This is a genomic window from Buchnera aphidicola (Melaphis rhois), assembly GCF_005080745.1.
Lineage (GTDB): Bacteria > Pseudomonadota > Gammaproteobacteria > Enterobacterales > Enterobacteriaceae > Buchnera_B > Buchnera_B aphidicola_AT.
Map to the genome: position 1 here is coordinate 563,125 of NZ_CP033004.1, position 24,791 is coordinate 587,915.

Consider the following 24,791-nt stretch of genomic DNA (forward strand, 5'->3'; position numbering starts at 1 on the left):
AAATATTTATTAAACATAATTCAACAAATTAAATCCATTCTCGAAATTACCAAAATCTGAGATATATCAATGTGTTATCTTAAAAAACAAATTTTAGTATAAAATACTATACTTATTATAAAAAATTTGTAACAGTCTAAAATTACATAGAAGAAAAATAATCGATATATGATATTAATATCTAAAATACAAATATCAATTAAATTTCAAGACCATTTTAAATTAAAATCAAAGAAATAAATTAATAATCTCAAAAATCAAATTTATATAAAATATTTTTATTTAACAGAAAACACTAAAAAAAAGGTACATTTTATCTTATTTTAAAATTTAAAATCTTTGATATTTTTAAAATACTAAATCCAAAATTTTCTAAGCTAATTTAAAACCCAAATCAAATATAGTATTCCCTAATCTTATTCCTCGTTTTTCAAATTTAGTTATAGGACGATAAGTTGATCTAAATATACTATTATTATAAAATAAATTAGTATATTCTTTCATATTATTCATAATAGTAATAATCTCCTCTGCATATAATCGACAATCAGTAGATACATATAATGTTCCATTAGAAATTAACTTTTTTAATATTAATTTAGCGAAATCTTTTGTAAAAATCCTTCTTTTCTGATGACGTTTTTTAGACCATGGATCTGGAAAAAATATTTGAATACTTGACAAACTTTTATCACTGATCATATTTTTTAGAACTTCTACTGCATCATAATATATAATTCGAACATTACTTAAACGATATAAATTAATGTATTGCAAACATGATATTATACCAGGTAGGTAAACTTCAATACCTAAAAAATTATTCGACAAATTGTTCAACGCAATTTTAGAAAATGAATCACCTATTCCAAATCCAATTTCCAATACTATTGGTAAATTAGAAGAAAAAACTTGATTAAAATTTAAATGGGATAATTTAAAATTTATTCCAAATTTTGACCAATTATTGTGAATAACATCATATTTATTGTTACTTAACTTTCTGCGTCTAGATATAAAACTATGTATTCCACGCAAAAAAATACCATTTGAATTATATTTTGATGTAATGACATTATTATTTATCATATGTAATATTAAAAAAGTTTTTTTATTCTATAAAGTAGAGTAACATATTACTATATTACACATAAAATATACTACATAATTTAAAATTAATTATAATAATTGAAGTATTCGACATTTCTATAAAATAATAAGATAAATATTCAACATAATATCACGTAAGTATCTCATGAATTCACTATTTTCATTTTCACAGTTAGCTTTAAATTGGTACCATTTAAATGGCAGAAAAAATCTACCTTGGAAAATAAAAGAAAATCCTTATAATATTTGGATAGCAGAAGTAATGTTACAACAAACACAAGTCAATACTGTTATTCCATATTATCAAAAATTTATTAACAATTTTCCAAATATAAATATATTAGAAAAATCATCTATAAATAAAATACTTAATATATGGTCAGGACTAGGATATTACAGAAGAGCACATAATATTTATTATACAGCTAAAATTATTGTGAACAAATTTAACAGTGTGTTCCCGAACAACTTCTATAATATTATAAAATTGCCAGGGATAGGACGAACCACAGCTGGTGCTATTTTATCATTTGGATTTAACTTCTATGCTTGTATTCTTGACGGGAATATAAAAAGAGTTTTATTAAGATATTTTAAAATCCATGCGAATACGAAAAATGAAATTGAAAGAAAATTGTGGGCTGCAATAGAACTAGTAACACCAATATATAATACAAACAAATTTAATCAAGCTATAATGGACATAGGATCTTTAATTTGTTTAAAATCTAAACCAAAATGTAACATATGCCCTTTAAACCAAACATGTATGTCACTATCTAATAACGATTGGTCAACATATCCGATTAATGTAAAAAAAAAAATAATATCTAAAAAAAATATTTTTTTATTAATTATACAATATAAAAATTACATTTTTCTAAACAAAAATAAATTAAAAAATATATGGAAAGGATTATATTACTTTCCTATATTTCATAATCAATTAGAAGTTTTAATATGGAAAAAAAATAACAATATTAAAATAAAAAATCAAAAAATATTTTCGTCTTTTTTACATAAAATTTCAAACCTTCAACTATTTTGTATTCCTATTTGGATTGAAATAAAAGACAAATTTTGCATTCATAAAATTCAAAATGCAATTTGGTTTGATATAATTGATCCACAATATGTAGGAATACCTTTTCCAATAAAAAAAATTATTAAAAACATATCTCGTTCTTTTCTACAAAATAAAAAGGATTATATAAAATGAATAGAAAAATTTTTTGTCTTTTTTTAAAGAAACATGCTACTGGACTAGATAAACAACCATATCCTGGAAAAATAGGTAAAAAAATTTATAATAATGTTTCTGAAATAGCATGGAAAAAATGGGTGTTTGAACAAACAAAAATAATTAATGAAAAAAAATTAAATATGTTAAATATACATGATCGAAAAATTTTAGAAAATTGCATGATAAACTTTTTTTTTAATAAAAATAATATATCTAAAAAAATATAAAAATAAATTTTTTTTGTATATAACCATTATCGTCCATTTTAAAAATATAAAATCTTTTTAAAATAAATAATATTATGAATTCACAGATAAATTTTAAAGAAAACCAAATATATAATATTGTTATATTTGATTCAGGACTAGGTGGATTATCCATCTATAAAAAAATAGAAAAAAAAATTCCAAACGTAAATTACATATACGCATTTGATAATGAAGCATTTCCATACGGTGAAAAAAAAGAAACATTCATTATTGAACGATGTTTAAAAATGATTAACGCAATATCAAAAAAAATTAATATTACTATAATTTTAATTGCATGCAATACAGCTAGTGTAACTAGTTTACTAACATTAAAAAAATTTTTTAAATTTCCAATTATTGGCATTGTTCCAGATATAAAAAAAGCAACTAAAAAAACTAAAAATAAAATCATTGGATTACTTGCAACTAAAACTACTATTAATAATAACTATGTACAAAATCTAATTTTATCATTCTTTCCAAAAATTATCATAAAAACATTATGCAACAAAAAATTAGTAATTCTAGCAGAAAAAAAACTAAAATATAACTTTACTGATACAAAAGTTATCAATAATATATTAAAGCCATGGTATAATAAACCTAACGTACCTGATACAATTATATTAGGATGTACACATTTTTATTTTTTAAAAAAAGAAATTAAAAAAGTACTTCCAAAAGCAATCAATATAATTGATTCTAACATTATTATACCACAAAAACTTTATGATGTCTTAAAAAACAATACTATTAAAAAAGAAAATATCATTTTTTCTTCAAAATCTATTAAACAAGATAAACGTTTGTTGGATCTATTTAATCGATATAAATTTTTAACATTTAAAAAAATTAATTTATAAAAAATATTTTGTTTTTTTAATATTTAAAATTAAATGTAACTCAAAAATATTTAATTAAACTAGATAATACAATACTACATATTACTGACATTGTTATTAATATCGCTTATATATTTTAATAAATCTTTAAGTAATAATACATTTTTAAATATATTCTTATTTAATTCTAATAAATGTAAAACTTTTTGTATGTATTGACGTATACTATTTTCATTAATAATTTTAACGCAATGGTTTTTCCAAAAAACTTTTTCTTTACTATTTAATAAATAAGGATAATTTCGGGCTAGACAACGTGTTAACAACAATTTAATTTTATTATTTAGAACAGTGAGAAAAATTCTATTAAAAGAATGTTTTTTAAGTGATTGATGGATAACGCTTATCAATTTTTTTTCAAAATTGCTAAAAAAAGAACCATATAATTGTAAATCAACATTATCAAAATGTGACTTAACAATTTTATTAAAAATAATCGATAATTTTTTCTTTAAAGTGATATTAGTACGTATTAAAAACAAATTTTTTTTACAGACTATATAATCTATTTTTAAACGAGCCATATTTTCAATGTTAATAACACTAATTGGTGCTAATATTGGACAACGATTGATATATATTAATATTATTCCATATTTAAAAATATCGCTATAACTTATTCTGGTAGCAACTGTATTTGAAATATATTCTAAAAATTTTAAAAAATTTTTAGTTAAATCAAAACTAATTAATATATTTGAATTATGTGGATGCCATAAAATAGGAGCAATTATACTAATATTACTTCTTATCGCCCCAAATAACTGTGATATATAAACCATAGGTATAATATTATAAATATCTATATTTTTTAATAATGTTTTTTTATTACGATGTATAAAAAAGTAATTAAATAACTTTGGTTGCTTTTTTTTAATTAATTTTGAAATTTCAAGAGTGGCATATACATCACTAATAGCACTATGAACTTGATCATGATTAATTTTATTAGCTTTTGATATGTCTGATAATTTAAAGCTAGGTAAATTTTTTTGTTTGTTAATAGGCCAATGTATTCCATCAGGACGTAAAGCATAGCAAGCACGTAAAACATCTAATATATCCCATCTAGAATTACCATTTTTCCAACTCCATTCATAGGGATCAATGAAATTTCGATAAAAAATATTTCTTGTAATTTCATCATCAAAACGAATATTATTATAACCGATAATACAAGTATTAGGTTTGGTAAATTGTTTACAAATTTTTCTTGAAAACTCAAATTCATTTACACCATATTTTTTTGTATAATTAGGGGTAATTCCAGTAATTAAAACAGATTGAGGATCAGGTAAATAATCTATAGGGGGATAACAAAAAAATTCATTAGGAATTTCAATAATATTAAAATTTAAATCAGTTCGAATACAAGCAAATTGAGCAGGTTTATCTAAGGAAGGATTAGTTCCAAAAGTTTCATAGTCGTAAAACAAAAGAGTAAAACTATTTGATGCTGAAATATCACTCATTATTTTAATAATAAATAAATTCTAAAAATACCCAAAATATTAAATGTCACTCAAAATAACTCGTATTTCTATTTTATATATTAATAAGTTTTAAAAATAATTTTATAACCTTTTTTTAAAAAAACTTAAATTTTATTCTCCCCTGACTGGATTCGAACCAGTGACATACGGATTAACAGTCCGCCGTTCTACCAACTGAACTACAGAGGAAAATAGTATTTTAACAAAATAATTATTTTTGTCAATAAATTAAAATTTTAAAATAATATGTATTTTTAATGAAAATACATGTATACTTAAAATTAAATATTTTTATCAAAATTAATATAATAATTAATATATTATTTTCCAAATACAAAATAAAAAAAATTCATCTAAAATATTTTATAAGGCCCTTTAGCTCAGTGGTAAGAGCAGGCGACTCATAATCGCTTGGTCGCTGGTTCAAATCCAGCAAGGGCCAAAATAATGTAAATCTAACATAAAAAGTGTTATTTTATAAAACATATTTTTATTAAAAAATATTTTATAAAATTGTGGAATATAATATGAACAATTTGAAACGAAAATTCGTTAAATTTTGCTTCGAAAGAAAAATATTACAATTTGGTAATTTTAATTTAAAGTCAGGAGAAAAAAGCTCATTTTTTTTTAATTTTAGTTTATTTAATACAGGTAGCGATCTAGATAAACTTGGACGTTTCTATGCCACTACTATTATTAAAAACAATATTAATTACAGTTCACTATTCGGGATAGCTTACAAAGGAATTCCTATCGTCATATCTACTACTATAGCATTAAAAAAATATTTTAATATTAATAAAAAATATTGTTTTAATAGAAAAGAGATTAAACAACATGGTGAAAAAGGAAGATTTATTGGAAACAAACTAACAAAAAATATTCTTATAATAGACGATGTTATTACCTCTGGGCTATCTATAAAAAACACAATTGATACGATTGAATCTAATACAAATTTAAATAATTTAATATTTAGTATATTAGTGGCCTTAGACAGAAGAACAAATAAAAATATGTCTTTAACTCATTCAATAAAAAAATATAATTTTAAAATATTTTCTATAATAAATATGCAAGATATTGTTAACTATATAAAAAGTAACAAAAATTTATACCATTATCTAGATAATATAGAAATAAAATCTTCAAAACTATTTCCTAAATAAAAATTTTCATAAAAATATGTTACTATCTTATTTTAATCCAGAATGACCAAATCCTTGTTCTTTTCTTGTACTATTATCATCAGAAAAATTTTTTACAAAATTAAATATAGGTCTTATAATAGGAATAAAAATTATTTGAGCTATTCTCATACCACGAGTTACTTTAAAAGATTTAGTACCTCTATTCCAAGCAGATACCATGATTTGCCCTTGATAATCAGAATCAATTAAACCTACTAAATTACCTAAAACAATACCACATTTATGACCTAAACCTGATCTTGGTAAAATTAAAGCAGAAATGAGTGGATTTTTTATATGTATAGCTACTCCAGTAGGTAATAAAACAGCAGTATTAGGTAATATATCTATATCATACGTAATACAAGCTTTCAAATCCAATCCTGAAGATCCTTTAGTGGCGTAATTAGGACAAAAAAACTCGTAATCTATACGAGAGTCTAAAATTTTAATATCAACATTAATTTTCATTGTAAAGTGCTTTTATATTTTTAAGAACCATTATAAAATTTTATAAAATCAAACTATGCTAGATCTCATATAATAAAAAAATATTATTAAATTGTTAAAATATTAAAATTCTAATGCATATTTGTAGTTTTATACCTGTTTTAAAGAATTATTATCTTTAGAAATAATATTAATTGAAATAATTGTTTCAACTTGATGATGAGGTTTAAATACTACATTATATTGTCCAACTTCTCGCAACAAACCTTCAGAAATGTGAACTTCTCCTTTTTTAACTTCTATTCCACTCAAATTAGATAATGTTTCAGCGATGTCTCGTGGGCCAACAGAACCAAATAGTTTGCCTTCTTTTCTAGATTTTGAAAATATAATAATTGGTTGAGCAATCATATTAATTTTATCGATACGAGATTTAGCTAAAGATAATTTTTCTAATAATTTTTGTTCTAATTTTTTCTTCTTATTTAAAATTAATTCTATATTAGACTTAGTAGCTATTATTGCTTTTCCGAAAGGTATTAAAAAATTTCTCGCATAACCAGGTTTTACATGTATTATGTCACCTAAATTTCCCACATTTTCTATTTTAGTAACAAGAACTATTTGCATTTTATTATAATAATCCTAAGATATAAATCTTATTAGTGTTGATCAGTATATGGAAGTAAAGAAAGATAACGAGCACGCTTAATAGCACGAGATAACTGGCGTTGATACTTTGCTCTAGTACCTGTAATTCTACTAGGAACTATTTTCCCACTTTCCGTAATGTAACTTTTTAATACAGAAATGTCTTTGTAATCTATTTCTCGAATTCCATCAGCAGTAAACCGACAAAATTTACGACGACGAAAATAACGTGCCACAATAAAATATCCTTTATTACATAAATTATAAATAAAAAATAAATTAAAACTTTATAAAATACTTCAACATAAAAAATAGTTCATACTAAATCATTTTAATTTACTTCAAGTTCTAATCGTTTGTTTTCTCGAATTCGCATCATTGGAGATGCTTCTGATATCGGTTTTTTAACGAACATAATAATATTTCGTATTATAAAATCATTAAATCGGAATTTATCAGATAATTCTTTTATAACAATTATGTTTACTTCAATATTCATTAATATATAATGCGCTTTTTGCAATTTATTAATAGAATACGCTAATTGACGTTTCCCCCAATCCTCAAATCTGTGGATCTTGCCTTGATCATTAAAAATTAATTTTTTATATTGCTCAATAATACTCGGAATCTGTTCGCTATGATCAGGATGAACAAGCAATATTATTTCGTAATTCCTCACTAAAAAAATTCCTTATAATCTATTTAATTCCTAAAATAAAATATTATTAACCATAAAATTAATAAAATATAGAACCTAAAATTAAACTTACAATATACATTAATAATTCAAAACATTCAATATAACATAAATAAAATAAATATATACATATTTAAATTAACGTTTTAATGTTATATACTTCGAATAATTGTATCATTTCGATTAGGACCAGTAGATATGATATTAATAAAAACACCCAATATTTTCTCAATGCGAAAAATAAATTTTTTTGCTAAAACAGGTAAATCGTTAAAATTAGTAATACCTACTGTATTTTCTTGCCATCCATGTAATGTTTCGTATACAGGTTCAATCATTTTCCAATCTTTATGACAGAAAGGTATTCTATCGTATTTAAAATCACTATTGTTATATCTATAACCTATACAAATTTTGATGTCTTCTAAATCATCTAAAACATCTAATTTAGTTAAACATAATTTAGAAAAAGAATTAAGTTGTACAGATTTTTTTAATAATACCGTATCTAACCAACCAGTGCGGCGTCTTCTACCAGTAGTAGAACCAAATTCATTTCCTTTATTACAAAAATAGGCATCTAAGTCTCCAAAAACTTCTGTTGGAAAAGGACCGCTTCCAACTCTAGTAGAATATGATTTAAAAACTCCCAGTACGTTTGTTATATTAGAAGGACCTATCCCACAACCAGTACATATACCACCAGAAACGCTATTTGAAGAAGTAACATACGGGTATATACCATGATCAATATCTAATAATGTCCCTTGAGCACCTTCAAAAATAATTAATTTATTATTATATTTAGCGTCTTCCAAAATTTTAGAAGTATCATCAGAAATTTTTATAAGCACATCTTTTATCAAAATCATTTCATTAATAATACTTTTGTAATTAACACCAGAAACGTGATAAAAGTTTATTAGTTGATGATTATAGTAATTCACATTATCTTCTAATCTACGAGAAAAAAAATCCCAATCTCGTAAATCACCTACACGTAAACCTCTCCTAGCTATTTTATCTTCATATGCCGGTCCAATACCACACTTAGTAGTTCCAATAGAATACTTACCGTATTGATTTTCTCTAGCTATATCCATAGCAATATGATAACAAAAAATTAAATGACATGATTGCGATATAATAATGCGATTTCGAACATCATAATTATGTTTCTGTAACATTTCAATTTCATTAATAAAGTGAACAGGAGATAAAACAACACCATTCGCTATTACAGCTGTAACATTATCATGTAAAATTCCAGAAGGTAAAACATGTAAAACAATTTTTTTTTCATTAACAACTAACGTATGCCCAGCATTATGACCTCCTTGATACCTAACAACATAATTTGTATCTTTATTGGTCAAAAAATCTACGATTTTTCCTTTTCCTTCATCTCCCCATTGAGCACCTATAATAGCAATATTACCTTTTATCATAAATTAATTACCTATATTTTACCAAACGTTAATACAACGTAAAACCTTATTTTATTCAAAAAAAATTAAATTATATAACTTAATATTATTTAAATTTTTTCATATATTTGAAAAAATAATTATTATCTGGATTAATTATTAAAATATCTCGTCCATTTTTAAAACTATTTTCATATGCTTGAAGACTACGAATAAAGCTGTAGAAATTATACTCTTTATTGAACGAATCAGAAAATAACTCAGCAACTACAGCTTCTCCTTCACCTCTTATAATCAAAGCTTGTTGTTGTGCATTTGATAAAACTCTAATTACTTCATAATCGGCAAGTGCTTTCAATTTTTCTGCTTCTTCCTGACCTTTAGACCGTTGGCTTCTAGCAACAGCTTCGCGTTCTGCTCGCATTCTATTATATATTGCATCAGATACTTCAATTGGTAAATTAATTTGTTTAATACGTACATCAATTACTTTAATACCTAACTCAGCCATACTATTAGAGTTAACAAACATTCTATTATATCTTGGATCTTTAAAATCTAATACCATATTCTCATTTTGTTTTATAACATTATCCATTTCATAATCTATACTACCAGAATTTAAAGCATCTCGAACATCAGTAGTTAAACGACCTCTAGAATCAGTAACAATTTCTTTTACATTAAGTCGTCCTATCTCAGAACGTAATCGATCACTAAATTTTCGCTTTAGTAATATTTCCGCTTGAGAAATATCACCTCCTCCCGTAGCTAAATAATATCGACTAAAATCACCAATTCTCCATTTTATATAAGAATCTACAATTAAATCTTTTTTTTCTTTTGTTACAAAACGATCTGCCTGATTATCCATCGTTTGAATTCTAGAATCTAATATTTTTACTGTTTCAAAAATTGGGAATTTTATATGTAAACCAGGATTATATACTAAAGGTTGACTTGTTTTATTACGTAAAACTTTACCAAATCGTAATACAATGCCTTTTTGTCCTTCCTGAACAACAAATACACATAAAAATAAGAAAATACATATTCCGCTACAAATTATTGTACAAACCTTATTCATACTTTATTCCCGCCCTTTCCTTGGAAAATGAACTCTAAGAACACGAGTTTTTTTCTGATCTACTATATTATTATGCAATTTGTTAGAAATAACACTATTACTATTTTGTTTCTTAGAGACAGGAACCTGAAGGTTATTTAGAATACTTTCCTGCCTAGGAATACTGTAATTATAGGGTGTTAAAGGAATATTTTTTTTAGAAAATAAATTATCTATAGAAAATAACAACGAATTATTATTAACAAATATTTTTCTAACATGACTAAATATCTTTTCCATAGACTCAATATATAACCTTTCTGTAGTAATGTCTTTTGAAATTTTATACGCAGGTAATATTTTTAAAAATCTTGCAATTTCTCCTTTTGCGTGTGATATTATGCGAAATTTATATGCTCTAGCTTCTTCTAAAATACGCTGTGCTTTACCGTTGGCTTTCGGTTGTACCTCATTTACATAGGCTTCTGCTTCTCGAATATATTGTTCTCTATTCTCTCTAGCAGCTATTGCATCGTCAAAAGCAGATTTAACTTCTTCAGGAGGCCTAGCGACTTGAAAGTTTACATCTAGTACAGTTATACCCATATTATAAGGTAATATTGTTTTCTCTATTTCTTTTTGTGTATCACTTCTAACTATAGTTCGACCTTCAGTTAAAACTCGATCCATGGTAGAATGACCTATGACACCTCTCAACGCACTATCAGTAGCTTCTCTTAAACTATCGTCAGGGTTAGTAACCGAAAACAAATAATTCAATGGATCAGTAATACGATACTGTACGTTCATTTCTACTCGAACAACATTTTCATCAGACGTTAACATAACACCGGAAGTTGCTAATTCTTTAACAGATTTTATATTAATAGGAACTACATGATCAACAAACACTAATCTCCAATTTAAACCAGGTCCAACTAAATGACTAAATTTTCCAAATCGTGTAATTACACCACGTTCGGCTTCTTTAATAGTATAAAAACCGTTCACTGCTAAAGTAAATACAACCGTTATTAAAATTAATATTATAGGATTTTGAGCACATTTATAAGATCCTGAATTATTGTAAAATGATTGTATTTTTAATTTTAAAGAGTAAAAAAATTTTTTTAATTCAAGTAAAGTAAAAAATCCATTTTTTTTATTCTTAAAATTTTCTGAATTTCGATTTTTTTTGCTCCAAGGATCTAGTTCAGGTTTATTATTACTGGGCTGATTCCAGACCATTCTTATCTCCATTGATTATTTTAAAGACAAAAATCTCTTCATAAACCATTTTGTAAAATTCTAAATTACTTTTCATTTTGTATGAAACAAATTAAATATATTTTCAAAAACTAACAAATATATTATATTATTTTAATACATAGTAATAGATCTTATGTATATTCATTAATATATTCTATTAAACTATTACAACTAATTCTTACACAAAAAATATTTAACTACTTTTAAAATCATCATACTGATATGATAAATTTATAAAAAATATTGGAAATATAATGCAAATTAAAATGGACATTATTTCTAAAGTTTAATCCAAATATTTTAAAAATTTTAAAAATTATTTCAAATATTATATATTTAAAATAATTAAATACTATTATATAAAAATTATAAATTATGAATATTATACATATAACACACATTAGTTGACGAAATTATACTATTGACTAATAATTTTTATTATTTGACTACTTATATCATCTAAATTATCATTATTTTTTAATATATTAATATTACTCCAATTTTTTAACCACGTTAGTTGATTTTTAGCTAATTTTTTAGTAGCACTAATTGATTTATGTATCATGTCATCATAACTTAAATTATTAATAAGATAATCCCACATTTGTCGATATCCAACACAGCGCATAGAAGGTAAATTGATATTTAAATCTCCACGATTTAACAAATGTTCAACTTCTTTTTGAAATCCTGATTTCAGCATATTGCTAAAACGAGTGCATATATTATTAACTAACCAGTTTTTGCTCCTTGGCATAATAGAAAATTGTACTACTTTATATGGAAATTGGTATTTTTTTAATTTTGTTAAATGAGTTAATGTTTTTCCTGATATATAGAATATCTCTAATGCTCTCAAGATTCTTTGAATATCATGAGGATGAATTCTCTTCGAAGATTCAAAATCAATTTCTCTTAATTTATTATATAAAAAATTTTTGTTAGTTTTTACCATAGAATATAAATATGAACGAACTTTGTTATTAGCAGTAGGTAATTGTGGCAATCCATCTAACAATATCTTAAAATAAAACATTGTCCCTCCAACTAATAAAGGAATCCTTCCTAACGAAAAAATATGTTCTATTATCTTTAACACATCTTTATGAAACTCACCTACTGAATATACTTCAATAGGATCTTTAATATCAATTAAATAGTACGGATTGTCTAATAATTCTCGAGAAGTTGGTTTCGCAGTACCAATATTCATACCACGATAAATTAATGCTGAATCTACACTAACTAATTCAACTGGTATTAACTGCCTTAATTTTACTGCAATCGCGCTTTTACCACAGGCAGTAGGACCCATTAAAAATATTACTAACGGATATTTTAATTCTATATTTTTAGTAATCATGTTTTTAGTAAGAGTAACGCTAAATCGATGTTAACAGGTTGTAATAATATAGGAACAGGATTATATATCAATTCTTGACAATATTTCTCACATTCTGAAAATAATTTTATAATATGTAAATCATTCCAATGTGAAATACGAATTTCGAGATTATTGGAAATATTTGCGATTAATATAGACAAATTTATTTGATAATTATTAGCTATGAAACAACTTAACATAAAAAAAAATATTATCAATATTCTGATGAATAAATATAGAAGGAATAGAATACAACTGTATAGCAGTTAAAACAAAAGCATATTGTAAACCAATCTTCAGTAACAAATTTTTATATGTATGCAAAATTTTTCGTTGACTAGGATTTTTGATAATAAAGTTAGGAATACTGAAATACTCAAATTGAATACCGTTACTTGTTATCCCTAGTTCTAATTTAGATTTATCAATCAAACGCTGTTCCATAAGTAAAGATAATATAAATAATTTTTCTTTATTAATAATAAATTCCCAAATATAGTACAATATTTCTTAAATAAAACTTATTTAAAATAATTTTTATTATCATAGCTATTTGATATTAATTTAGTTTTTTTAACAAGTATATTTGATTTATGAAATTTATATTGTATTATATCATCTAACATCTTATTTTTTAAGAAATTATTTTTACTAGTACTCGATTTATTTCCTAAAGCTCATTTAGGAGTTTTCTTTTTATTAAAATATCTAAAATAACGTTTTTTTAAAAAAAATAGACTGATATAAACTCATGAACTATACAAATTGAAAAAATATTCACTTGTTTTTTATCAGGACGGTACATTAATATCTAATGCATTTGGAGTAATATTAAAATATAAAATATAAGAAACTACGCATATTACCAAAATGTCTTTAACTGCTTCCAAAATTGAATGACGTATAACATTATTATAGACAATACGATAATTAACGTAACAATATTGAATACGCTTATTTTTAATGTCATTAATATGAATATATCCATCCAAGAATTTTCATATTATCATATTCACAATTAATAAAAGTTACATAGTTTGTTAAAGAAAAAACCACAAACCATATTAACTCTATTTCTTTCTTTATTGTCATTGCTAGATGCAGAATAATATCGAATTAATTTGTTATTTTGTTTCAAACAAACGTTAATTTGGTTATTAAAACAAAGATAAACGTCGTACAACTTCATCCAAGTTAACAAATTTAAAACATCCAGACTTTGCAAATTTTTTACGAACTGGTTGATTAAAAAACAAATCTAAAATAGTTAACGTAGTAACCTTGAGTATGATTCTATAGGTTGTAAACAGCATCTTAAATTTTGTCCAAAAAAATGAATAACCCCATCCTTTTTGTTCTAAACAATGACAAAAAGATAATATCAATCAAGATACCGAATTAATACTAACTAATGCCTCACCACGGAATCCTAAAGTAGTAGCAGATTCTAAATCCTGTATAGAATAAATTTTATTAGTTGAGTGTCGAGGCAATGATAAAACTAAATATTCCTTACAAATTCTACAACTATTATCTCTAATATTAATTAAATTTAATCCACCATTTTCAACATCAATATCGATACTAGTAGAACCTGTATCTATACTATTTTCTATTAGTTCTTTAACTATAGAAGCATAAAAGTGAATAACTTCTCCTGCAGCAATATAATTTAATGCTATTTTAGGTAATATACAAATAAACATAAACTAAATTCTCCAAATAATCATAAAATAATCAATTGTATACCACATAACTTACAAAAACATATAAATTCCTCGAGTAAAAAAATAATAAAACAATTAAATATAAACTTTAAATACAATAAATTTCAACGAACATATTTATCAAAAAATAAATATATTTAATTAAATTAGTATTATTTTATATTTTTCTAATGCATAATTTTTTAAAGAAATAAAAATATTCAGTAATTAAAGTAACAACAGGTAATGCTAAATCTAACCCACTAATTTCTGATAAAACGTAATTAATTCCTTTACTATTAATTAAAAAATTTAATTTTACTGCTTCAACATCTTTATTATTCTCATAACATAGTGCAGCTGCTACTCCTTTAACTAAATTAATATTAGAACATTTATATTCTAAAGTACCTAAAATAGGCTTAATTAAACGATCGTTATTACTCAATTTCCTCAAAGGATTGCGACTAACTCTTATTAAATCGTCAACTAAAAAAGAGTTTTTAAATCTATGTAAAATTGAATTAATATAATTACTATGCTTATTTTCATTTAAACCATACCGAAATTTTAATACATTTCCACTTTCTTTCATTGCACCGTATACAATGTTATATATATCATGATCTAAAATAGCATTATATATGTTGTTATATCCATATAATAAACCTAAATATGCAGTAATAGCGTGTCCAGTATTCAAAGTAAATAATTTTCTTTCACTGTAAGCATCTAAATTACTACTCAATTTCATATTAATAATATTAGGGATACTACCTTTAAATTGATTGATATCACATATTATTTCTTTAAACTCTTCTACTCGAACAAATAAAATTTTATTTTTTTTTGTATTATTAAATGACACAATTCTATCTACTACAGTATCTACAAATCCCACATTTTTTTCTAAATATTCATGATATTCTATAGATAATACATTCAAAACGCGTTGCTTTAATACTGAACTACAACGAAATAAATTTTCGCATGCGAGAATGTTAACTAAATTGTTCTTTTTATTTTGTATTTTATATATTATACCTTTCGAAATTAAATTTGCTAAAGAACTAATAACATTAGCTCCTACAGATATAGTAATAATATCCATTTCTGCTATAATAGGTATAATTTTAGGATCATTAACATATATCGCTTTTATTCCATCAATTTTATCTAAATAAGATGTATCTCCTAATATTTCAATTTCATATGATTTATACATATTAATAGTATCAACAATTTCTTTATTAATATCAGAAAAAGTTAAATCAAATCCGGAATGTACTAATATTTGTCCAATGAATCCTCGACCTATATTTCCAGCACCAAAATGTAATGCTTTCATTTTCTATTTCCAATGTATAATGTATTAATACAGCAATATTATATTATTAATAATAAAATGGTATTTTCATACAATTCATTATTTATAATTATCTTGGGATATTTTGTGAAAATAATTTTAATACATCATTTACGTTTCTCGTATTAGACAAGTTTTTAATTACTAATTTATCATCTAATGCATTTGTAATGTTACTTACTATCATAACATGTTCATTGTTACGCGCTGCAATACCAATAACTAAAAATGCAATATCGCCTGGATCATCTCCAAATCGTACACCTTGAGGGAATTGACAAAAAATTGCTCCAGTTTTTAATATAGAATCCTTGGCCTTTATAGTACCATGTGGCAAAGCTATGGACTCTCCTAGCCATGTAGACATCATATTTTCTCTTTCTAACATTGCTGAAATATAATCTTGTTTTACATAACCTTGTTTCACTAACTGTTCACCTATAAACCTAATAGCTTCTTCTTTGTTTCTAGCTTTTTTATTCAAAAATACATTTTTTTTAGTGAAATAAAATAAATTATTTATTTTAATATCTTCTTTTTTATTTTCAATTTTATCACTATGAAAGATTTTAGTATCATCAATATTATTTTTAACTAAATATTTTCCTAACATTTTATAAAAGTTGTAATCTAAAAAATTATTCAAAGATAAATGTTGTAATTTAGGATGTTGTATTCTAGCCCTATCAGTAAGATTTTTATGAGTTATAACTAAATCAGTATCATTAGAAATAGAATCAATAGCAGCATTCGAAACAACAATATTAATATTTAAACCATTTAATATTTTTTTAAGTATTCCTGCTCCTATTGCGCTAGAACCCATGCCAGCATCACAAGCAACAATAATTTTATTTATTTTTTTTCTAGAATCAAGATAATTATCATCAATTAATTTTGAACCATCATTTAATTCGGATGTTGTTTTTTCACGTTGTATTAATATTTTAATATCATTTTCTTGATAATTCGTACTAAAAATTTTTAATATTATAAAAGACATTATAAAAGAAACCAAGAAAGATATCGCAACTGAAAAAGTATTAACAATATATAAACCTTTTGGAGTCATAGCAAAAATCGATATAATAGAACCTGGAGAAGCAGCTGATACAAGTCCACCATTAAAAATAGTCAATACAGATATATTAGCCATACTACCTAAAATTAATGCTATAATTAATTTCGGATTGAGTAATACATAAGGAAAATATACTTCATGTATTCCACCCAATAATTGAATAATTGATGCATTTCGCAAAGAAGATTTAATATCTTTACTTTGATTTTTTAAACAAAATAAAGCCATAAGTACGCCAATTCCAGGCCCAGGATTAGATTCAATTAAAAAAAAGATAGATTTATTAAATTTATCTACTTCTTGCATACCTAAAGATGAAAAAATACCGTGATTAATAGCATTATTTAGAAAAAAAATTTTAGCAGGTTCGATAAAAATAGAAATTAAAGGTAAAAAATTATTCTTAATAATTATATTTACACTATACTCTAAAATATTAGAAAATTGTTCAATTATTGGACCTATGACAAAAAAAGATACTATTGACAATAATATTCCGATAATTCCTGACGAAAAATTGTTTATCAACATTTCAAAACTACTAGCAATGTTATTTTTAATAATTTTATCAAACCAACGAATAATCCAGCCTCCTAATGGTCCTATTATCATAGCTCCTAATAACATTGGTGAAGTAGTATTAACTGCAGCGCCAATTATAGCTATACTTCCAACAATTGCTCCTCTTTTACCACTTATTAACTGGCCTCCCTTATTAGCAATTAAAATAGGAAAAAGATAGGCTACCATTGGACCTGCTATTTTTTCTAAATCTTTATTTGGAATCCATCCAGAATGAAAAAATAATCCACTAATTAATCCCCATGCAATAAAAGCACTAATATTTGGCATAATCATTTTACTTAAAAATCGACCAATATTTTGAACTTTAACTTTTATTAACACTGACATGCCTTTTCCTTACTTCATTAATTTAGTTGATAAAATAATTGCTTTTTGCAAAATATAAAAATAAGAAAAATATAAAATTTTAAAATGAGATAATTAAAGTCGTAAATAATCCACATTAACTAAAAGATTTATAAAAATTAATTAAACCATTAGTAGATGAATCATATTGTATTTCTTGAGATTTATTTATTAAACTGCAAGAAATAGTTTTAGCAAGCTTTTTACCTAATTCAACACCCCATTGATCAAAACTAAAAATATTAAATATCACACCTTGAGTAAATACTTTATGCTCATACAATGCAATTAATGCGCCTAAATTATAAGGATTAATTTGATATAAAAAAATAGAATTGCTAGGTTTGTTACCTTCAAATGCTTTATAAGGAAATGCATATAGTGAATCTTTAGTTGGTGATGAAATATTATTACACTTATTTTCCGTATTAATTTCAAATTGTCCAAAAGCTAAAGCTTGAGTTTGAGAAAAAAAATGAGAAAGCAATTGAACATGATGATTAACCAAAACATGATTGTTGGGACAAACAGAAGCAATAAAATCACAAGGAACTAATTTAGTACCTTGATGTAATAATTGATAAAATGCATGCTGTCCGTTAGTTCCCGATTCTCCCCAAATAATAGGACCTGTTTGCCAACGAACAAAACAACCATTTCTATCAACATTTTTACCATTGGATTCCATATTAGTTTGCTGAAGAAATGCAGGGAAGCGACGCATGTTTTGATCATATGGTAAAATTGCTTCTGTCTCTGATAAAAAAAAATTATTATACCAAATACCAATTAAAGCCAATAAAACAGGTATGTTTTTACTAAAATCTGTATTTAGGTAGTGCTGATCCATTGCATGAGCACCATGTAAGAGAAGTAAAAAATTACTAAACCCAATAGACAAGACTATAGAAAACCCTACAGATGACCACAATGAATAACGACCACCTACCCAATCCCAAAATGTAAATATATTATCTAACTTAATACCAAAATCAATGACATTTTTTACATTCATAGATATAGCAATAAAATGATTATCTAAAAAATCATTAGTATGAAAATATTCATTCATCCATATTTTAGCAGTATTAGCATTAATAAGCGTTTCTTCTGTAGTAAACGTTTTTGAAACAACCAAAAATAAAGTTGTTTCTGGATTAATTTTTTTTAAAACATTAGAAATATGAGATCCATCCATATTAGAAACAAAATGCATCTTTAAATGATTCCTATAAGCATCTAATGCTTGAACTATCATTGAAGGTCCTAAATCTGAACCCCCTATACCAATATTTACTATGTCAGTAATTGACTTACCTGTATATCCTTTCCAAGTTCCATTAATAATTAACTTGGAAAATAACTTCATTTTTTCTAACATATTATTAACGTCAATCATGACATTTTTATTATCATAAGTGATAGAAGTATTGCTCAAATTTCTTAACGCTACATGTAATACGGCACGGTTTTCAGTACGATTAATTTTTTCCCCATTAAACATAGAATGAATTGCGCCGCTTAAATCCACTTCTTTCGCTAACATTAATAATTTTAAAATAGTATCACTAGTAATGCGATTTTTAGAAAAATCTACTAATATTTGATTGTTAAAATTTATTGAAAATTTATGAAATCTATCTTTATCTTGAAAAAACAAATCTTTCATATGTAAATCTTTTATTTTATAAAAATGTTCCTTTAAACTTTTCCATGAATTAGTATCAACAGGATTAATATTTTTCATAAAAAACTCTCGCTAATTTACAATTTTAAAAACGTTGTTAAACTATTATATTTGTTATATTAAAATATATTATTAATAAATATGCCATATAGAAAATTTTTATCAGATTATGTTTTTTTTAAAAGTTATATTTATATAATGTTCAAATTATATAATATTGCAATATCGTTACTATATTAAATTATAATTCACTTGTAATTATAAAAACTTGAACACTAAATTTATATAGATATGATATTATTCACTTCTTTCTTTACGTAATTACATCAATTAACATTCAATTATAAAAAATATAAATGTTAATTGATATATTCATATTGTACCTGAATTACACTAAGACCATTTAAATACTAAGTTTGCATGCTAATTTAAAAAAATTAATAAAAAACTTATATCACTAGTTACACAATATTTAAGTTTTGTATATTTAAAACTAGTTGTTAAATAAACAATATTATAAAATATAATACAAAGTTTAAAAAATTAAGTCCTGAATTACTATTTTATAATATTACCTTTTAGATTTATACCTTCTAAAATAGAAATATAGAACTAGATCTTAAAATATTTAATAAAATATCAAATTTTTGAAATGCTACGCAATTATAATTTTTAAACAATTATATTATTTAATACAATCTATTAACTATTTTATAATACGTTTTTAAATATTCATGTTAGTTAAAATAATTATATTAAAAATAAAACTTAACTATTATTGATTAAAAATAAAATGACAATTAGCAAAAATAATTTAATTTGGATCGATTTAGAAATGACAGGTCTAAATCCAAATATACACAAAATTATCGAAATTGTTACATTAATAACTAATATTAATTTAAAAATTTTATCTATTGGACCAGTTATAGCAATTAATCAAACGAGTACTCAACTAAAATTAATGAATACATGGAACCATAAAACCCATTGTGAAAATGGGTTAATAAATCGTATAAAAAATAGTTTATACACTGAAAAATTAGCTGAAACTGAAACTATTTCTTTTTTAAAAAAGTGGGTTCCAAAAAATACATCTCCAATGTGTGGAAATACTATTAGCAAAGATAGACAATTCTTATTTAAATATATGCCTACTTTAGAAAAATATTTTCACTATCGACAAATAGACGTTAGTACAATTAAAGAATTAGTTATTCGATGGAATCCTATATTATATGAAAACTTAAAAAAAAAACATAACCATAAAGCATTAAGCGATTTATATGAATCAGTATATGAACTAAAATATTATCGAAATAATTTTTTAAAACTTTGATACAAAATTTGAACACAATAATATTCATAACACGCTATTACTTTTTGAAAACCATAAATTTTTACCAATTAACACTTGAATTTTTTTTGTTTTTATAATAAAGTTTGTTTTATCGCGGGAATAGCTCAGAAGGTAGAGTACAACCTTGCCAAGGTTGGGGTCGCGAGTTCGAATCTCGTTTCCCGCTATATTTTATAGAAATTAAAACTATTTTATATTTTTCATAAAATATAATAATATAAAAGGCATTCCATCAATAACTTACATTTTAATGTCAACTTTTATAAAAATTTAGGATAAAATTTATGTTATATAATACATTTTGTATATTTATAATTCTAATTAATTTTACTCTATTTTATCCTTTACTTATTTCATCAAATAAATTAACTAATAAAACGCAATATGAAAATACTATGTACAAGTTAAATGACACAATTATAAACGTATCACATAATAACTATTTTAATAAAAACACTTCAAAAATTTTTTTTATAAAAACAATGATTACTTAAAAACACATTTTCAATTTAAAAAAGAATTATTTTCTCGCCGGTGTACAAAAAGTAAAAATTTTAAAAAAAATATTATTTATAAAAAATATTTTACAAAAAAAACAAAAAAAATTGTTATTGCCATAGATGCAGGTCATGGAGGTCAAGACCCTGGAGCTATTGGAATAAATAAAACTAAAGAAAAAGATATTACTCTATCAATTTCTAAACAACTAGAAAATAAACTCAAGAAATCTAAATTGTTTAAAGTTATAATGACTAGAAAAAAAAATAATTATATATCTATTTCGAAGAGAACTAAAATAGCAAAAAAAAATAATGTTAACGCATTAATTTCTATTCATACTAATTCATCTAAAAATTCAAAAATGTCCGGATCATCTATATGGTTACTATCCAAACAACGAATTAATTCCGAAATAGTTCATTGGTCGAAAAAAAATATCAACGATATAATAAAATTTAAAAAAAACAGACAATACTTTTTTAAAAAAAATATTGATCCATATTTAAAATTAGCTTTATTAGATTTTAAATTCAACTACGTCCAAAAATTAGGATATATGTTAGCAAAGAATGTTATACGAGAACTAAAAAATGTTAATTCTTTATATCAATCCCATCCTAAACATGCTAATTTTGGAATACTAAAATCTCCTAATTTTCCATCTATATTAATAGAAATTGGATTTATAAGTAACAAATTAGAAGAAAAAAAATTAAACAATAAATCTTATCAAAAAATTATAGTTAATTCCATATATTGTGGAATAAAAAAACATTTCTTCAATAACTCCGTTGATAAAAGAAGCAAAAATAATTTAGAAATCTATTATTAAAAATTTTATATAGAACAATATAAAGTTTATAATTATTTGACAGAAACAGATTTATATTTTTTAAGTACATAAATTACTAAAATTTATAAAATTAAATCAAAATATTATATTTAAAACTTGATACAATAAAATTTTAACAATAAATAATTCAATAACAAAATTAAAAATTTTATTTTTATTTATTACTATTCATTTTAAACTTTTTATTGAATTTTTCAACTCGGCCACCAGTATCTGCTACTCGTTGTTTTCCGGTATAAAAAGGGTGACATTTAGAACACACATCAATATTTATATCTTTACATAAAGTAGAAAACGTTTTAATTACATTATTACAAGAACAAATAACCGATATTTCAGAATAATTAGGATGAATTTTTTTTTTCATAAACCCTTCTAATTTTGTATTTTAGATAAAGTAATAGTGATCAAAATAAGATTAAATATTAAAAACTTTAATTATATTATGTTAACATCAAAAATCACAAATAAAAATTACTTTTTAAAATTAATATACTATTAATATATATTAAAATTATTAACATATATTTTGTTTTAGAACACTAAAATATTTGATTAAAATATAACAATTTAAAAAACAAAAATTTTCTTAGATAAAACTATAAATAACAAATGTTTCCTATTCTACAAATGATATAAAACATACCTTATTCATAAAAAAATCATGTTAAAATAATAATATTGCTACAATTACTATGTTAATATTTACTGTAATGTCATTATCTTATGCTATCTATTAACATACTATTTGGAAAATATCGAATAATTACTCAAATTATTTACAATTCAAATTTTAAATAAAATAGTTAATAACATTATTCTAAAATAACCCAAAATGAAAATACATACATAAAAAAATAAAATATATGCAAAAATTTTATCTTCAAACATACATACAATTTTAAATCATATTAAAACAATAAAATGTACTCAAATTAAAATTTCACTATAATTTTATTATCAACTAATCAAAAAATCATTAAAATCAGTTCTTTAATTATAATATTAAAAGTTTGAAATAGTCACATATGAAAAAATTTATATTATACTTATTTTATAAATATAATAATCAAAATACTCAATCCGTATGTTTTGTTACTTTAAAAAATATCAATAAAAAACATCACAAACGTATTAAAAAAATAAAGTACATTTATTAAAAAAACTAAATTATTTAATAACATTTATTAATGTATATTATTGTAAATAATATCTTAAATTTTTTGAAATTTAATAGTTAATTTTTGCAATATTATTAAATTTTATATAAGGATTATATTTTATGACGACAATTCTTAGTGTACGTCTTAAAAAATCAGTAGTAATCGGAGGAGATGGACAAGCAACATTAGGTAATACAATTATGAAAAGTAATGTTAAAAAAGTAAGAACACTATACCATGAACAAGTAATTGCAGGATTCGCTGGGGGGACAGCAGATGCATTTACATTATTTGAATTATTTGAAAAAAAATTACTAATGTATCAAGGCCATTTACAACGAGCAGCAATTGAGCTAGCAAAAGATTGGAGAACTGACAAAATACTGCGTAAACTTGAAGCTTTATTAGCAGTAGCAGATAAAGAAAAATCGTTTATTATTACGGGTAATGGCGATATAATTCAACCAGAAAATGATTTAATGGCTATTGGTTCAGGTGGGCCTTATGCACAAGCAGCAGCACAAGCTATGATAGATAACACTTCTCTAACCGCAAAACAAATTGTAAAAATTGCACTTAAAATCACTTCTGGAATTTGTATATATACAAATAATGTTTTTACTATTAAAGAACTAACTTCTGAACAGTAAGGATTATATCTATGTCAGACATGACTCCTCTCGAAATAGTTAAAGAACTCAATCGATTCATAATCGGCCAAGAAAAAGCAAAACGCGCTGTAGCTATTGCTTTACGAAATCGCTGGCGTCGTATGAAATTAAATAAAGAGCTAAGATATGAAGTAACACCAAAAAACATTTTAATGATAGGTCCAACCGGAGTAGGAAAGACAGAAATTGCTAGACGGTTAGCCACATTAGCTAACGCTCCTTTTATTAAAGTAGAAGCTACAAAATTTACGGAAATAGGATATGTTGGAAAAGAAGTAGATTCAATTATCAGAGATTTAACGGATCTAGCTATAAAAATGATACGAAACCAAAT

The 24,791-nt window shown here is 23.8% G+C and carries 27 protein-coding genes and 3 tRNA genes; 10 read left to right on the forward strand and 20 right to left on the reverse strand.

Annotated features, from left to right (window positions below; genetic code table 11):
- Nucleotides 1–372 precede the first annotated feature (372 nt).
- A complete protein-coding gene (trmB, locus tag D9V73_RS02605) occupies nt 373–1,038 on the reverse strand; it encodes a tRNA (guanosine(46)-N7)-methyltransferase TrmB (RefSeq protein WP_261979167.1) in 666 nt (221 codons plus the stop codon).
- Between the two features lie 217 nt (nt 1,039–1,255).
- On the opposite strand from trmB, the gene mutY reads away from it, so the two are divergent.
- The 3 genes from mutY (at nt 1,256) to murI (ending at nt 3,467) form a co-directional block, all read left to right on the forward strand.
- Nucleotides 1,256–2,329 (forward strand): A/G-specific adenine glycosylase, encoded by a 1,074-nt coding sequence (gene mutY, locus D9V73_RS02610; RefSeq protein ID WP_158336719.1) that lies wholly within the window; start codon nt 1,256–1,258, stop codon nt 2,327–2,329.
- Complete coding sequence (locus D9V73_RS02615; protein ID WP_158336720.1) at nt 2,326–2,580, forward strand: oxidative damage protection protein; 255 nt, start codon at nt 2,326–2,328, stop codon at nt 2,578–2,580. Before mutY ends, D9V73_RS02615 begins: the two co-directional genes overlap by 4 nt.
- Before the next feature lie 74 nt (nt 2,581–2,654).
- Complete coding sequence (murI, locus tag D9V73_RS02620; protein WP_261979168.1) at nt 2,655–3,467, forward strand: glutamate racemase; 813 nt, start codon at nt 2,655–2,657, stop codon at nt 3,465–3,467.
- Nucleotides 3,468–3,541: 74 nt separating this feature from the next.
- Here the strand turns inward: murI and sbcB are convergent, their stop codons facing one another.
- Entirely contained in the window at nt 3,542–4,978 is a 1,437-nt protein-coding gene (gene sbcB, locus D9V73_RS02625; protein WP_158336721.1) for an exodeoxyribonuclease I, read from the reverse strand.
- Nucleotides 4,979–5,115: 137 nt separating this feature from the next.
- Nucleotides 5,116–5,188 (reverse strand) — tRNA-Asn (locus D9V73_RS02630).
- A gap of 180 nt (nt 5,189–5,368) precedes the next feature.
- Here D9V73_RS02630 and D9V73_RS02635 point away from each other — a divergent pair.
- Together D9V73_RS02635 and pyrE are read left to right on the forward strand one after the other, a co-directional pair.
- Nucleotides 5,369–5,441, forward strand: a tRNA-Ile gene (locus D9V73_RS02635).
- An 85-nt stretch (nt 5,442–5,526) separates the two neighbouring features.
- On the forward strand, nt 5,527–6,171 hold the full coding sequence (gene pyrE, locus D9V73_RS02640; RefSeq protein WP_158336722.1) for an orotate phosphoribosyltransferase: 645 nt from the start codon (nt 5,527–5,529) through the stop codon (nt 6,169–6,171).
- Between the two features lie 27 nt (nt 6,172–6,198).
- Here the strand turns inward: pyrE and dut are convergent, their stop codons facing one another.
- The 16 genes from dut to pgi form a co-directional block, all read right to left on the reverse strand.
- Complete coding sequence (gene dut / locus D9V73_RS02645) at nt 6,199–6,663, reverse strand: dUTP diphosphatase (protein WP_158336723.1); 465 nt, start codon at nt 6,661–6,663, stop codon at nt 6,199–6,201.
- A gap of 129 nt (nt 6,664–6,792) precedes the next feature.
- Nucleotides 6,793–7,272, reverse strand: coding sequence for a 50S ribosomal protein L9 (gene rplI / locus D9V73_RS02650; RefSeq protein ID WP_158336724.1), 480 nt, complete (start codon nt 7,270–7,272; stop codon nt 6,793–6,795).
- A 32-nt stretch (nt 7,273–7,304) separates the two neighbouring features.
- Entirely contained in the window at nt 7,305–7,529 is a 225-nt protein-coding gene (gene rpsR / locus D9V73_RS02655) for a 30S ribosomal protein S18 (RefSeq protein WP_158336725.1), read from the reverse strand.
- 95 nt (nt 7,530–7,624) lie between these two features.
- Nucleotides 7,625–7,975, reverse strand: coding sequence for a 30S ribosomal protein S6 (gene rpsF / locus D9V73_RS02660; protein ID WP_158336726.1), 351 nt, complete (start codon nt 7,973–7,975; stop codon nt 7,625–7,627).
- 170 nt (nt 7,976–8,145) lie between these two features.
- A complete protein-coding gene (locus D9V73_RS02665; RefSeq protein ID WP_158336796.1) occupies nt 8,146–9,438 on the reverse strand; it encodes an adenylosuccinate synthase in 1,293 nt (430 codons plus the stop codon).
- An 88-nt stretch (nt 9,439–9,526) separates the two neighbouring features.
- Nucleotides 9,527–10,507, reverse strand: coding sequence for a protease modulator HflC (gene hflC, locus D9V73_RS02670; protein ID WP_158336727.1), 981 nt, complete (start codon nt 10,505–10,507; stop codon nt 9,527–9,529).
- A gap of 3 nt (nt 10,508–10,510) precedes the next feature.
- Nucleotides 10,511–11,734 carry an FtsH protease activity modulator HflK gene (gene hflK, locus D9V73_RS02675; RefSeq protein ID WP_158336728.1) on the reverse strand — a complete coding sequence of 408 codons (1,224 nt, stop codon included), beginning with the start codon at nt 11,732–11,734 and terminating at the stop codon, nt 10,511–10,513.
- Nucleotides 11,735–12,173: 439 nt separating this feature from the next.
- A complete protein-coding gene (gene miaA / locus D9V73_RS02680; RefSeq protein ID WP_222837030.1) occupies nt 12,174–13,070 on the reverse strand; it encodes a tRNA (adenosine(37)-N6)-dimethylallyltransferase MiaA in 897 nt (298 codons plus the stop codon).
- A gap of 44 nt (nt 13,071–13,114) precedes the next feature.
- Complete coding sequence (locus D9V73_RS02685) at nt 13,115–13,339, reverse strand: hypothetical protein (RefSeq protein ID WP_158336730.1); 225 nt, start codon at nt 13,337–13,339, stop codon at nt 13,115–13,117.
- Nucleotides 13,317–13,571 carry a hypothetical protein gene (locus D9V73_RS02690; RefSeq protein WP_158336731.1) on the reverse strand — a complete coding sequence of 85 codons (255 nt, stop codon included), beginning with the start codon at nt 13,569–13,571 and terminating at the stop codon, nt 13,317–13,319. The genes D9V73_RS02685 and D9V73_RS02690 overlap by 23 nt, the downstream gene beginning before the upstream one ends.
- Before the next feature lie 359 nt (nt 13,572–13,930).
- Nucleotides 13,931–14,131, reverse strand: a complete 201-nt coding sequence (locus tag D9V73_RS03035; protein WP_158336732.1) for a hypothetical protein — start codon at nt 14,129–14,131, stop codon at nt 13,931–13,933.
- 165 nt (nt 14,132–14,296) lie between these two features.
- Nucleotides 14,297–14,524: a hypothetical protein gene (locus D9V73_RS02700; RefSeq protein ID WP_158336733.1), complete on the reverse strand. Its 228-nt coding sequence runs from the start codon at nt 14,522–14,524 to the stop codon at nt 14,297–14,299.
- On the reverse strand, nt 14,525–14,845 hold the full coding sequence (locus tag D9V73_RS02705; protein ID WP_158336734.1) for a hypothetical protein: 321 nt from the start codon (nt 14,843–14,845) through the stop codon (nt 14,525–14,527).
- A gap of 178 nt (nt 14,846–15,023) precedes the next feature.
- Nucleotides 15,024–16,193 (reverse strand): mannitol-1-phosphate 5-dehydrogenase, encoded by a 1,170-nt coding sequence (locus D9V73_RS02710; protein ID WP_158336735.1) that lies wholly within the window; start codon nt 16,191–16,193, stop codon nt 15,024–15,026.
- Between the two features lie 88 nt (nt 16,194–16,281).
- Nucleotides 16,282–18,204: a PTS mannitol transporter subunit IICBA gene (locus D9V73_RS02715; RefSeq protein ID WP_158336736.1), complete on the reverse strand. Its 1,923-nt coding sequence runs from the start codon at nt 18,202–18,204 to the stop codon at nt 16,282–16,284.
- A gap of 115 nt (nt 18,205–18,319) precedes the next feature.
- Entirely contained in the window at nt 18,320–19,969 is a 1,650-nt protein-coding gene (gene pgi, locus D9V73_RS02720; protein ID WP_158336737.1) for a glucose-6-phosphate isomerase, read from the reverse strand.
- Nucleotides 19,970–20,702: 733 nt separating this feature from the next.
- On the opposite strand from pgi, the gene orn reads away from it, so the two are divergent.
- From orn to D9V73_RS02735, 3 genes are all read left to right on the forward strand, one after another.
- Nucleotides 20,703–21,248 carry an oligoribonuclease gene (gene orn, locus D9V73_RS02725; RefSeq protein WP_158336738.1) on the forward strand — a complete coding sequence of 182 codons (546 nt, stop codon included), beginning with the start codon at nt 20,703–20,705 and terminating at the stop codon, nt 21,246–21,248.
- A 114-nt stretch (nt 21,249–21,362) separates the two neighbouring features.
- A tRNA-Gly gene (locus D9V73_RS02730) sits at nt 21,363–21,435 on the forward strand.
- Between the two features lie 450 nt (nt 21,436–21,885).
- Nucleotides 21,886–22,602 carry an N-acetylmuramoyl-L-alanine amidase gene (locus D9V73_RS02735; RefSeq protein ID WP_261979213.1) on the forward strand — a complete coding sequence of 239 codons (717 nt, stop codon included), beginning with the start codon at nt 21,886–21,888 and terminating at the stop codon, nt 22,600–22,602.
- 175 nt (nt 22,603–22,777) lie between these two features.
- On the opposite strand, the gene rpmE is transcribed toward D9V73_RS02735, so the two are convergent.
- On the reverse strand, nt 22,778–22,990 hold the full coding sequence (gene rpmE, locus D9V73_RS02740; protein WP_158336740.1) for a 50S ribosomal protein L31: 213 nt from the start codon (nt 22,988–22,990) through the stop codon (nt 22,778–22,780).
- A gap of 915 nt (nt 22,991–23,905) precedes the next feature.
- Here rpmE and hslV point away from each other — a divergent pair.
- Both hslV and D9V73_RS02885 read left to right on the forward strand, forming a co-directional pair.
- Nucleotides 23,906–24,436, forward strand: a complete 531-nt coding sequence (hslV, locus tag D9V73_RS02745) for an ATP-dependent protease subunit HslV (RefSeq protein WP_158336741.1) — start codon at nt 23,906–23,908, stop codon at nt 24,434–24,436.
- An 11-nt stretch (nt 24,437–24,447) separates the two neighbouring features.
- Nucleotides 24,448–24,791, forward strand: a 344-nt coding sequence (locus D9V73_RS02885; RefSeq protein WP_187307840.1) for an AAA family ATPase, incomplete at its 3' end; no start/stop codon positions are given.